A 13596-nucleotide genomic window follows, 5' to 3' on the forward strand; every position below is an offset into this window, starting at 1 on the left:
CAATCATATAGACAGAGACCGAAGTTCATACGAACCTGTCCACATTTCATCCGACGAATTTTGTATAGACACCTTAGAATTCCGTTCCTGGGTATCAGTGTAATGTCTAACTCCATAGGAACCGTCATGACTATAAAAACCAATTGTTCGACAACGATTCGCCGCCTGCCTGCCGCCATAGCGCTGGCCGTTGCAGCTATCCCGGGTACTGCCTACAGTCAGGCACTGGAGGAGGTTATCGTTACCGCGCAAAAGCGTGCGGAATCATTAATGGATGTACCGCTGTCTGTCAGTGCGGTATCCGGTGACAAGATGATGGAAGCCGGGATCAGAAATCTCGGTGATCTGACGGCCTACGTACCCAACTTTCAAAAGTCTGAAACCTCGATTGGTAACTATCTGTCTATCCGCGGCATCAGTTCGGGCATTAACCAGGGCTTTGAGCAGTCCGTAGTACAGTACCTGGACGATGTGGCTCTGGGGCGTTCTCCCCTGGCCCGTGCACCGTTTATGGATCTGGCGCGTGTGGAAGTGCTGCGTGGGCCCCAGAATGTACTCTTTGGCAAAAATAGTATCGGTGGTGCCCTTTCACTGGTAACCAACAAGCCCACTGATGAGTTCGAGGGCAGCTTCATGGTGGAGTACGAGCCTGAGTACAATACGGTTGAAACGCAAATGGTGCTTTCCGGGGGGATTACCAATAACCTGCGCGGCCGCCTGGCATTGCGTTACCTGGAAGATGACGGTTATTTCGAGAATAACCTGACCGGTGACGATGAAGTGGGGCGGGAAGAAACCACCATGAGGGGAATTCTGGCCTGGGATATAACCGATAGTCTTGAAGCAGTTTTGAAAGTGGAGGTCTCTGAGTTCGATTTCAACGGCCGTAACGACGAACTGACCTTCTCTTATCCCAATAGCGACCCAACCAGCCCATTCTTCGGCTTGACCTACGCCGAGGCGGGTGGCTTGTTGGGGGCAGCTTCCGGGCAGGATATCGGCAGTGATGACGGCAAACAGAACTACAAGCGTAATACAAACAACGCTGAGAACAGTAACACTGACACCAACAATATCACGCTGGCGGTAAACTGGGATGCTGAGGACTTTACACTGACCAGCGTCACGGCTTATATGGATTATGACCTGGAAGAATCCGTCGATTCAGATGCGTCAGGCTTTGCTGTGTGGACCAATAACGCGGAGGAAGAGTACACTCAGTTCAGTCAGGAAATACGCCTGGTATCTTCAGGGGAAGGCTCCTTCGAGTGGATCGCGGGTCTGTACTATCAGGATTGGGACCTGGATTTCAATGTCCGCACGCCGCTTCCGACCACTGGATTCTTTAGCGCCCTGGGGCTGCTTAACCCGGCCGTGGCTGTCCTGGCCGATGGCACCAATTGGCGTGAATTTAATGGCGACAGTGAACTCTACGCGGGGTTCGCCCAGGGTACCTGGAGCTTCACCGATGCTCTACGCCTGACCGTGGGTGCACGCTACACCTACGAGGATAAGAACGGCTATCGGGAGATGAATTTCACTCGCACCAGTACGGGCGAATTGGACATCACGCAGGCCGCTACCGCCAGAGCGGTATTCGGTATCGATTACGCCAACCTGGGTGAGGCCACCGGCGGTGTTTTCCCCATTCACCGATTGGAAGATAGCCGGAGCGAGGACTTCATTACGCCGACTGCCATCCTGGAGTGGGACATATCCGATGGCACCATGCTATACGGATCGGTTTCATCCGGCGCCAAGGCGGGAGGCTTTGATGCTCGCGGTGACTCGGCAGCGGCAGATGAGTTTGAATTCGAGGACGAAAGTGTGCTGGCCTGGGAGCTCGGCAGCAAGAGTCGTCTGGCGGACGGTCGAGTGGAATTCAACACGGCAATCTTTTACAGCGACTACGAGGACCTGCAGGTCAGCCAGTTCAATGGCGTGGTCGGGTTCCTGGTAGGTAACGCCGCCGAAGCGACATCCCAGGGCATCGAGATTGACGGACGCTGGTTGATCACCGAGGGGCTGACCATGACCTTCGCGGGCGCCTACCTCGATTTCCAGTTTGACGAGTACGATGGCGCCTGTAGTGCAGGAACGGGCCTGCCCGCTGGCTCCGTCTGTGATTACAGTGGCAAAGCGAATATCTTTTCTCCGGAGTGGACAGCCAACGCATCCCTTGAGTACGTGACAGGACTTACCAGTAATATTGATTTTCGCGGCAATCTCGACCTGCTCTATACCGATGAGCAGTACGTGAACGTCACCCTGGACGACAACATCATCCAGGACAGTGTCACCCGGGTGAACGCACGAGTGGCTCTGGAAACGGAAAACTGGACCCTGGCCCTGATTGGCAAGAACCTGACGGATGAGGACATAGCCTCTTTCTCTACCGACACCCCCTTGTCAGGCGTGTTGGGTACGCCTTCCTACACCACCTACATGGAGCGTCCTCGCACTATAGCTGTCCAGGCGATGTATCGTTTTTGAAACCTCTGGTTTGATCGCTCGAAACTAGTCGAGCGATTAGACACTTTGGCCGGCAGCGAGAGCTCCCGGTCTTTTTTTATGTCTGCACAAGGATGCTGATGGATCTTAACCCCTACCGCGATCGATGTATGCTGTCCCGATAAGTCCTGGGCGACAGACCGGTAACACGGCGAAATGCACGGCTGAAGTTTGCCTGGTTTGTATAGCCCAGGGCACTCGCAGTATCAGCTAGCGAATGCTCTCCATCCCGAATCCAGCGTATGGCTATATCGATGCGCGTGTTTGCTACCAGCGCAGAATAGTTGGTGCCAGAGTCGGCCAGTCTGCGCTGCAAAGTGCGGAGGCTCAAACCTGCCGTGCTTGCCGCCGAATGGATATCGGGGTTTCCCGCAATAATCAGCGTCTCGATAAGTTGCTTGATAGATGTGACAAAGTCGTTTGGCAGCGGAAGCGTCGGGGAAAAATGCCCTCCGTTCGGCGCCCGTTCGTCCTTTGCAGGCATGGGGTACGCCAGTACGTTGTGCGGAATCTGGAATGAAGCGTAAGGGCCTTCCCGAATCACTGTCGTGCCGGGCAGCAGTGCCGCTAACCCGGCCGCGGTGCCCGGTCTCATACCGGGGATTGTAATTTCCGGAGGGCACCATGTTGCCTTGCTCGCCTGGCGAATGGTGTTGATGGTGACCAGCGAGGTATACAAATAATTTTGTATTGCATCCTGCTCGTTCAACCCTGAGATTAACTGGCAGAAGTGAATTTCTTCATCGCCTTCGGCTAACCAATAGTCATCGCCCGACGATACGGCGTTGATTAGGCGACAGCCCAGTTTCAAGTAGCCCCCTATGCTCTTCGTTGCGAGCAGTCTGTCGCCGAACTCATCCATCATTTGCAGCGATGTCGCCTGACCGGCGAGTAGCCCGATATCGTCGATACCTTCAGCCTCGCATGTTGCGTTGATGAACTCGAAGGCAAGACTTGTGGGAATTGGAGTGTACGGATCATCAAGCATGGCCGGGGTCAGGCCAACCTGTAACAGGTATTTTTCCGTAGGCACGCCAATGCTTTCAAAGTAAGCCAAAAAGGGTTGCATCACAGCCACCCTGGCAAAACGAATGACCTGCTTAGCGGGTTGAAACATCACACCTTCCCTTGCTGGATACCAGTTGATTTGGATCAAAAGGACACACTTGCCCAGCGCAGTGTAGATGAGCGTGGCACATAATGACAAGTATTGGTGGTTCGGGTTGCGCCAGGGATTTACACTGATTGAAGAGCTGACGGTTACATTTGATCTGTTCGACAAGTTCGATTCAGCCAAAAATATTCTGGTGTTGCCGATAGAAAGCTGATCGTTGAAGAGAACAATGTCGTCAAGGCAGGAGAAAGAAATTGAATACCACTGAAAGAACTTCGCCCTTTTATACCAGACTTTGCCTGGTAGTTTGCTCGATTGGTTTACTCTTGGGAGTAACGCAACTTCAGGCTCAGGACGTCTTACCGTTTCCGGAACCACCGTCAGCAAGTACGGCGGGCAAAACCCTTGCCGATTCAAGACATCAATGGCGAGTCGAAGAGAGCCGGCTTCCCAAAGACGCGCCTAACATCGTCATTTTCATGACCGATGATGCGGGATTTTCCAACCCCGAGACATTTGGAGGGCCGGTTCATACGCCAACCATGAGCCGCCTGGCTAAATCAGGTATCAGTTACAACGCATTTCATACCACTGCCATGTGTTCTCCTACTAGAGCGTCATTATTAACGGGGCGTAACCATCATAGAGTTGGTGCAGGTCAGATTGCAGAATATGCTTCAGACTGGGACGGCTATGTGGGGAAAATACCCAAGTCTACAGCCACCGTTGCACAGGTGCTTTCCTATTATGGCTACAACACGGCGGCCTTTGGGAAATGGCACAACACACCCGTGACTGACATCACAAAACTCGGGCCCTTCGACCGTTATCCAACAGGACTCGGGTTTGACTACTTTTATGGTTTTCTAGCCGGGGAAACATCGCAGTATGAACCTGTACTGTTTGAAAATACAAACCCTGTAGAGGCACCGCATGATGCCAAATATCATCTGACTGAAGATTTGGCTGAAAAGACCATTCAGTGGATTAGAACCAGTACAACACTCAACCCTGGCACACCGTTCTTTGTCTATTTTGCTCCAGGTGCTGTTCATGGGCCGCACCATATTTTCAAAGAGTGGGCTGACAAATATGATGGAAAGTTTGACGAAGGTTGGGAAGCATTGCGAACCATGACTTTTGAAAAACAAAAGGAACTGGGGTGGATTCCTCAGGACGCCGTGCTGAACCCCTTGGCAAAAAGCATGCAAAAGTGGAGTGATGTTCCTAAGTCTCAACGCGAGTTTCAAACACGCTTGATGGAGATCTACTCAGGATTCCTGGAGCATACTGATGTGCAGTACGGAAAGGTTGTAGATGAACTTGAACGTCAGGGAGAGCTAGAAAACACGTTAATTATTTACATTAACTCCGATAATGGTCCCTCCGCTGAGGGTCTAAATGGAACGATATCTGAACTGTTGGCACAGAATTCAATGCCATCAACTCAAGAACAACAAATGGAGGTTCTTAATAGAGATTATGGCGGAATGGATGCCTTAGGGGGCCCCAAACTTGACATCATGTATCACCATGGCTGGGCTTATTCAGGATCTGCACCTTTTCAGAGTACTAAGTTAGTTGCGGCTCATCTGGGTGGAACACGAACACCCTTGGTGATTTCCTGGCCGGAAAAAATTAAGCATGACGGAAAAGTGCGCTCTCAATTCCATCACGTCAACGATATCGCTGCGACGATCTATGACATTCTTGAGATAACAGCGCCTAAGGTTGTCGATGGAGTAGAACAGCAACAACTTGACGGAACATCCATGGCCTACACCTTCGATGATCCCGAAGCCAAGCCCACCAAGAAAACCCAGTACTTTGAGATTATGGGCAGCCGTGGTGTTTATCACGATGGTTGGTTTGCAGGGACTCCTGGTCCTCGAACACCATGGTCTACCGACATTTCAGGTGTCACAAACTGGCAGCCAGAAAATGATGTGTGGGAACTTTACAACCTGGAAAAGGACTACTCACAGTCGCAAGACCTGGCAAAAGAAAATCCGGAAAAGCTGGCTGAGTTGAAAGCCGTATTTGACAAAGAGGCCACAGACAACCTCGTTTATCCGATTGGAGCAGGACTGTATACAGCGCTCTACAACTCCAGTGAAATGCCTTCATCTCCTTTGACGGAATGGTCATTTTTTGAAGGTCAAGGTCGAATTCCTGAAGCCATTGCACCCAAGTTTGTAAGCGGACGCTCCACGTTGGCCGTGATCCATGCAGAAATACCAAAAGATGCAGAAGGGGTTCTTTTTGCTCTCGGTGGTATCTCGTCAGGATTCACCGTTTATATGGACAAAGGTCTACTGAAGACCGAATACAACGCCATGACATTGGACCGCTACAAGATCGCCTCGAAAGAGCCGCTCCCCACCGGCAAGGTAACGATCGAAGTAGAAACAACGTATGACAACCAGGAGCGTATGGCTCCAGCGACGATTACCTTGAAGGTAAACAGAAAACAGGTGGGTGAGGGACGTGTAGAACGGTCAGTACCCGGTGGACACACCGCTTCCGAGACCTTTGACGTGGGGCTCGACTATGGTTCGCCTGTGGCACTGGATTATTTTGATAGAGCGCCCTTCAGATTCAACGGCAAGATTAACGAGATTCATATTAAATATATCCCGTAATTTTAAAGCTGATCACGCAAGAATCTAAAAGAGTCATCAAATGAATACACTATGCAAAATAAGCACGGTCACCGCGCTGGCATTCATCTGTTCAGCTTCAGCGCAGGCTGCCCCTAAAAGTGACGGGTCTGTCTTACCCTTTCCAGAACCTGGTCAGGCCAGTGTGACGGGTAAGACATTGAAAGATTCAAAACACCAGTGGCGCAAAACCGAGGACCATCTAGCCAAAGACGCGCCGAATATTGTCATTTTTATGACCGATGATGCGGGATTCTCCAATCCTGAGGTATTTGGAGGTCCCGTTCATATGCCAACGATGGCGCGCTTGGCTGATGCTGGTATCAGCTACAACGCGTTTCACACAACTGCCATGTGTTCTCCTACCAGAGCATCATTACTGACTGGGCGTAACCACCATCGAGTGGGTGCGGGTCAGATTGCCGAGTTTGCTTCTGACTGGGATGGCTATATAGGAAAAATACCCAAGTCTGCAGCGACCGTTGCAACAGTACTTAGTGACTACGGCTATAACACATCGGCGTTCGGAAAATGGCATAACACACCCGTAACGGACATCACCAGGCTTGGACCCTTCGATCGCTATCCAACAGGGCTGGGATTTGACTACTTTTATGGCTTTTTGGCAGGAGAGACATCACAGTATGAACCCGTGTTGTTTGAAAACACCAACCCTGTCGAAGCGCCACACGACCCCAAGTATCACCTGACAGAAGACCTGGCTGAAAAAGCTGTTCAGTGGATACGTACCAGTAAAGCGCTCAATCCTGATAAGCCTTTCTTTGTGTATTTCACCCCTGGTGCTGTTCATGGACCTCACCATGTTTTCAAGGAATGGTCGGACAAGTATGAAGGGAAATTTGATGAGGGCTGGGAAGTGCTCAGAACCATGACCATGGCAAAACAAAAAGAGTTGGGGTGGATTCCTCAGGATGCCGTTCTTAATCCGCTGGCAGAAAGCATGCAGAAATGGGACGACATTCCGAAGTCGCAACGCGAGTTTCACACACGCTTGATGGAAATCTATTCAGGCTTTCTGGAGCATACCGATGTGCAGTACGGCAAGATTGTTGATGAAATTGAGCGTCAGGGAGATCTAGACAATACCCTGATCATCTACATTCACTCCGATAACGGCCCTGATGCTCAAGGTAGGGAGGGAAGTATTTCTGAATTATTAGCTCACAACTCTATGCCATCCACCATTGACCAGCACCTCGACGTGCTCAATAAAGACTATGGCGGTATGGATGCATTGGGCGGACCTAAGCTCGATAGCATGTATCACCATGGCTGGGCTTATGCCGGTGCATCGCCCTTTCAGGGAACAAAACTGCTTGCTGCTTACCTGGGAGGAACCCGTACACCCTTGGTTATATCATGGCCTGCAAAGATCAAGCATGACGGAAAAATCCGTTCGCAGTTTCACCATGTCAACGACATTGCCGCGACGATCTATGACGTTCTTGATATTACAGCGCCCAAGTTTGTAAATGGAGTAGAACAGCAGCCGCTAGACGGTATTTCTATGGCCTACACCTTTGATAGTGCCGAAGCAAAAAGTGCTAAAACAACGCAATATTTTGAAATTATGGGTAGTCGTGGTGTTTATCACCAAGGTTGGTTTGCTGGAACCTTTGGCCCCAAAGCGCCTTGGTCAGCTGATCCATCTGGTATGATCAACTGGAAACCAGAGACAGATAAATGGGAACTCTATAACCTCAACAATGACTATTCCCAGTCAAAGGATCTTGCTCAAGAGAATCCTCAAAAACTAGCCGAGTTAAAGGCTATCTTTGATAACGTGGCGACGGATAACCTCGTCTATCCCATTGGTGCAGGATTGTATACGTCGTTTTACAGTTCCAGCGAAATGCCATCATCACCGCTTACGGAATGGAATTTTTATGAAGGGCAGACGCGGATCCCGGAAGGTTTGGCTCCTAAATTTGCAAGCGGACGTTCTACTGTGGCTGTGATTGATGCCGACATACCAAAAGATGCAGAAGGCGTGCTTTTTGCTATGGGTGGTATCTCTGCCGGATTCACCGTATATATGGACAAGGGGTTATTGAAAGTCGAATATAATGCCCTGACCCTGAACCGTTATAAGATTACTTCTAAATCTCCAATTCAAACGGGTAAGGTGAAAATCGAGGTGACCACAAAGTATGACGCCCAAGAGCGCATGGCTCCGGCGACTATCACTTTGAAGGTCAACGGAAAGCAGGTTGGTCAGGGGCGTGTAGAGCGCTCGGTCCCCGCCATCTTCACCGCTTCTGAAACTTTTGATATCGGCATGGATCTCAATGCCCCCGTATCACTGGATTACTATGATAGAGCTCCATTTAAATTCAATGGCAGAATCGAAAAGATCAATATCAAATATATCGATTAGAAAATATTCATGAACTCTGGCGTAGGGTGATTTTTACCGAGGTATGACATAAATCGGTTTAGTTGCGGCCCAAAAAAGCGCTGCCACTAAACTGGAACAATGACGGAGAAGATTGAGAGTGCACCAGTCGGTGTGAAGGGTATTTCCTTTTCCAACTATCAGAAATTTATTGGTAAATTATGATGGTACCCTGGGAGAGCGCAAAGACGTGGCACTGGCGGGCCTACTGCATATAGTTGGTTACAGAGAGTCTTGACCCACTATACGTATTGCCAAAAGTCACTATATCGAAATGAATGTGAAAGGATCCGAAATGATGAAGACATATGTAATAGCATTGGCTAGCTTGGTGATAATGTTATCGGGCTGTTCGTCAGACTCTAAAGATTCCCCAACAGAAGCAACGCTTATCCCAAAAGAAGAAACGCTTACGCTGGAAGAGATAACCCAAATTGCCAAAGATGCTTATGTTTACGGCTTTCCTTTAGTGCTCAACTACAAAACGATGTACGACTATGCCCTCGATAAAAAATCACCTGAGTATAAAGGAGATTTTAATTCGTTAGCATGTGTGGCCAGAGTATATACACCTGAAGATAAAGCGATTATTACACCAAACTCAGATACGCCTTATTGCATGACATGGGTAGACCTGAGAGCTGAACCGGCTGTATTCACTATTCCAAAGATAGAAAAAGAACGATTTTATCAAGTACAACTCATTGACCTCTATACACACAATTTCGCTTATATCAGTACAGTAGCAACGGGGAATGTTCCTGGTAAATACCTCCTGACCGGACCTGATTGGAAGGGAGAGGTACCCAAGGATATTACAAAGGTTATTCCTTCTGAAACGCAGTTCATTTTTAGCATTCACCGTACGCAACTCTTTAACCCCGGTGATATAGATGATCTCAAAGAAATTCAGGAGGCATACCATGTTGAGCCGTTAAGTGCTTTTCTTGGCACAAAAGCTCCCCCTGCAGCAGTGGCTATTGATTTTCCAAAGTGGGAAGCAGGAGCTGAGTTTAACGCTCAGTCTTTTGCCTATTTGGACTTTATGCTAACTCTCGTAAAAACACCGGAGGAAGAACAAGCCCTTTTGAAAAGATTCGCAAGAATTGGATTGGACGGTAATGGTGAATTCGATATCAAGAAATTATCTCCAGAGATTCAACAAGCTCTAGAAAAAGGCGCTAAAGAGGGTCTTGCAGCTATAAAAGCATTTGGAGCGGAAGCTTCTAAAGATCGATTGTCAAGTGCGAAAGTATTTGGCACACGAGAATTCTTAAATAAAAGCGCAAAAGAAAATTATAAATTGGATGACCTGTTTATAATTCGCGCAACTGCAGCGCAGATGGGTATATACGGAAATTCAGGTGCTGAAGCTATCTACCCTACCTATTTGGTAGATGCAGAGGATGCTCCATTAGACGCCTCAAAAAACAACTACAGAATGACGTTCAAAAAAGGTGAACTCCCACCAGTATCAGCATTCTGGTCTCTGACAATGTATGACGGTAGAACACAGCTTCTTATTGATAACCCTCTAAACAGGTATCTTCTTAATTCTCCTATGATGGAGCAGTTTGTTATTAGTGAGGATGGTTCTTTAACCCTTTATGTGCAAAAAGAATCTCCAGGTAAAGAGCTGGAATCAAACTGGTTACCTGCTCCAGATGGTCCTTTTTATGCTGTTTTGAGACTTTATGGTCCTAAGTCAGAGGCTCTTGAAGGTAAATGGGTTGCTCCGGGGCTTGTTAGAGAATAATTCATGAACTCAGACGGCGGAAAGCGGCACTCGTACCTTGCCAATCTTTCTGCTGTTGGTGATGTGGTGTATAAAATATTTAATGTAGCGAGAGAAAAAAAGATAGTTCAAAGGATTAAGGCGTTAACAATAGGCAGTTTGTTGGCTGCCACTTGTCTCATGGGTCAGGTTCATGCCCAGTCGTTGCCAAAAGATCCCATTGGTGGAAAGCCACCCGCAGGGTCAAAAGCTTCAGTTGCTGATTTAGACTATCAAGTGAAGTACCAGAGAGCTTTCGAAACTGTACTCTGGTCGATGCCTGCTGTAGCTATCTATAGCTTTACCCATGCGACGAAGGGCGTTGGAGGTGCTGACAACACAATTCTGGCCTACTCAAAGCCAGCTGAAGCGAATCTGGAGACGCTGACCGCTAATAATGTCACTCCATACATAACAGCACTCACAGACCTGAGCAAGGGCCCCGTGGTTCTAGAAATCCCTGCTGAAACAGACAAAGCTAGTCTATACGGTCAAATTGTCGACCACTGGCAATTGTCGATCGCCGACGTCGGCCCATCGGGTGTCGATGAGGGTAAAGGAGGCAAGTTACTGCTGACTCCTCCCGGTTATGAGAAGGAGATCTGTAATCCCCCCAAAAATCCGCAGAGGTTATAAGTAGAAAATTCCACTAAAATGAATGGAAGGAGTTTTCTATGCGACAGTCACGATTTAGCGATAGCCAGATACTGGCGATCATAAAACAGAATGAGGAAGGCGTATCAGTCACCGATTTGTGCCGTGAGCATGGCATGAGCCAGGGCCTGTTCTATAAATGGCGCGCCAAATTCGGTGGCATGGACGCGTCAATGATGAAGCGTCTCAAAGAGCTTGAAGAAGAGAACAAGCGGCTCAAGAAGATGTACGCTGAAGAGCGCCTCAAGGCCGAGATCCGGCAGGAGGCCCTCGAGGGAAAGCTCTAAAGCCATCTCTGCGCAAAGAGATGGCGAGGACTGCAATACAGCGCCACGGCATCAGCATCCGGTTTGGTTGCCAATGCTTGGGCGTCAGTGAATCTTGCTACTACTATGACCCCAAGTTCTCATCGGAGAACGCTGAGATCGCCGACTGGCTGCTCAGACTGACTGCAACGCATAAGCGCTGGGGCTTTGGTTTGTGCTTTTTGTATCTGCGCAACGTCAAGCACTATGGATGGAACCACAAGAGGGTTTACAGGATCTATCGAGAGTTGGAGCTGAATTTAAGAATCAAGCCCAGGCGGCGAATCAAGCGTGACAGACCTGATGCACTGAGCGTTCCGACCGCAGTGAACCAGGTTTGGTCGATGGATTTTATGAGCGACTCGCTCGCAGACGGACGACTGCTGCGGACATTCAATGTGCTCGATGATTACAACCGTGAGGGTCTTGGCATTGAAGTCGATTTGTCACTCCCAAGTGCGCGAGTCATCCGCAGCCTTGAGCAAATCATTGAATGGCGCGGCAAGCCCTGCGCTATTCGGCTCGACAACGGGCCAGAATATATCGCGCAATCACTCGTCGACTGGGCGAGCAAGAACCGGATTACCTTGATGTATATTCAGCCGGGAAAGCCAACGCAGAATGCGTATATCGAAAGATACAACCGGACTGTGCGCCATGAGTGGTTGGACATGCACGCCTTCGAATCAGTTGATCATGCGCAGCATCTCGCGACAGAATGGTTATGGCTTTACAATAACGAACGCCCCAACACGGCGATTGGCGGAGTGCCGCCAAGACGCCTGTTAGAAGCAGCATGATTTTCTACAAATAGCTGCTGCGCAAAATGGGGGGATTACAGATCCCATCTGGTTATCTCGAAGTCAAAAGCCCCAGTTACCGGGTGTATTTTGCCTTTCGTTCGATCAAGAGTGAGACCGCAACAACTGCTGATGCTTATTCATATGCTAAGACACTCAAGATGTATTATTTGGATGACCCCAAAGAAACGCAGTTCATCGATCCCGCAGATATGCAGTTTTCATCACTACCCTCATACGATGAGCGTTGGTTTGAGGATGTACATGCTATCTTCACTCTAGAGAATGTTAAAGAGCAGGACAAAGTGATGATGGGCATGTTGGCATCTCTCGGCATCGAGAAAGGCAAACCTTACAACCCAGATGAAAAAACCAAGAAAGCAATGCGACAGGCAGTAATAGATGCATACTATTACATGCAGAAACGGATATTGCATTCTGCCGATACATCACGAACTTGGTGGGAGGGAAAGCACTGGGGTAACGGCATGTTTGCAGATAAGAACAGTGGCTTTAGCTTTATTTATGAAAACTTGATAGATATCGACACTCGCGCAGAGCGCTATTTTATAGGCACATACTATCCACAAAAATTAGGGCCACAACCGGCTACCCAATATCTATTTGCGTTGGCCGATGAAGATGGAAATGAGTTAGAAGCAGGAAAAACCTACTCATTTACAATGCCTGCCAACGCGCCGATAAAACAGTTCTGGTCCCTGATTATTTACGATGTGGAAACATGGGCCTTTATCTATACCCCAGAGAAACTTCCTGGACTATCTTCCGCCATCGATGGTGAAACAATGCAGAAAAACAGGGACGGCAGCACGACACTCTATTTCGGCCCGAAAGCGCCCAAAGGGAAGAAATCCAACTGGATTCCGACTGGTGGCAAGAAGCCGTTACCAGTGCTTCGTGTGTATGGTGGCACCGAGAAGTTTTGGGACAAATCCTGGACGATGCCGGATGTTAAGTTGGTGAAGTAATTTTAGATTGACAGACAAATAAAGGAAAACCGTAAATACAAAAGGAAAAATGAAAATGAAATCAAATCAAATATGATACAAAAGAGCGTTTGGCTCCTTGCAAGTACCCCGCTTAATAGTCTCGCGCAAATCTAGAGTTCTCAGCCATATGAGGGTAGCCCCTTCCTAGGTCCAGGAAGCAGGAGAATTCACGGCCGTTATGCAACACATTGAGCCTTAAATTCCAGTGGTGAAAAGTTGTTGAGAGCCTTGTGAGGCCGGCTCTCGTTATACTCGTTCTGCCTCGCCTTTAAGTGCCTGGCCAACGTGCGCTGCCAAGCATTCCCGAGTGAAAACATCCACTAACGTCAAGACTCTAAACTTCTGCCCACCA

Annotated in this window: 8 protein-coding genes; 7 read left to right on the top strand and 1 reads right to left on the bottom strand. The window is 48.7% G+C overall.

The window, feature by feature from the left end; all coding sequences use genetic code 11:
* Positions 1–126 precede the first annotated feature (126 nt).
* Positions 127–2493, top strand: a complete 2367-nt coding sequence (locus tag C0039_RS10610; RefSeq protein ID WP_165787095.1) for a TonB-dependent receptor — start codon at positions 127–129, stop codon at positions 2491–2493.
* Positions 2494–2605: 112 nt separating this feature from the next.
* On the opposite strand, the gene C0039_RS10615 is transcribed toward C0039_RS10610, so the two are convergent.
* Positions 2606–3808 carry an AraC family transcriptional regulator gene (locus tag C0039_RS10615; RefSeq protein ID WP_133125981.1) on the bottom strand — a complete coding sequence of 401 codons (1203 nt, stop codon included), beginning with the start codon at positions 3806–3808 and terminating at the stop codon, positions 2606–2608.
* Between the two features lie 71 nt (positions 3809–3879).
* Between C0039_RS10615 and C0039_RS10620 the strand changes: the two genes are divergently transcribed.
* The 6 genes from C0039_RS10620 to C0039_RS10645 all read left to right on the top strand — a co-directional run bounded on the left by C0039_RS10620 (position 3880) and on the right by C0039_RS10645 (position 13223).
* Positions 3880–6267, top strand: coding sequence for an arylsulfatase (locus tag C0039_RS10620; RefSeq protein WP_243391596.1), 2388 nt, complete (start codon positions 3880–3882; stop codon positions 6265–6267).
* A 40-nt stretch (positions 6268–6307) separates the two neighbouring features.
* Complete coding sequence (locus tag C0039_RS10625; protein ID WP_101518047.1) at positions 6308–8683, top strand: arylsulfatase; 2376 nt, start codon at positions 6308–6310, stop codon at positions 8681–8683.
* A gap of 313 nt (positions 8684–8996) precedes the next feature.
* Positions 8997–10457: a DUF1254 domain-containing protein gene (locus tag C0039_RS10630; RefSeq protein WP_207796421.1), complete on the top strand. Its 1461-nt coding sequence runs from the start codon at positions 8997–8999 to the stop codon at positions 10455–10457.
* Between the two features lie 3 nt (positions 10458–10460).
* Entirely contained in the window at positions 10461–11111 is a 651-nt protein-coding gene (locus tag C0039_RS10635; RefSeq protein WP_207796422.1) for a DUF1254 domain-containing protein, read from the top strand.
* 38 nt (positions 11112–11149) lie between these two features.
* A protein-coding gene (locus C0039_RS10640; protein ID WP_101518048.1) for an IS3 family transposase occupies positions 11150–12234 on the top strand; the annotation gives its coding sequence in 2 pieces (ribosomal slippage) (positions 11150–11411 and positions 11411–12234; 1086 coding nt in all).
* Positions 12235–12395: 161 nt separating this feature from the next.
* Positions 12396–13223 (top strand): DUF1214 domain-containing protein, encoded by an 828-nt coding sequence (locus tag C0039_RS10645; RefSeq protein WP_207796423.1) that lies wholly within the window; start codon positions 12396–12398, stop codon positions 13221–13223.
* Positions 13224–13596: the final 373 nt, after the last annotated feature.

The organism is Pseudohalioglobus lutimaris, from assembly GCF_002866825.1.
Taxonomy (GTDB): Bacteria; Pseudomonadota; Gammaproteobacteria; order Pseudomonadales; family Halieaceae; genus Halioglobus; species Halioglobus lutimaris.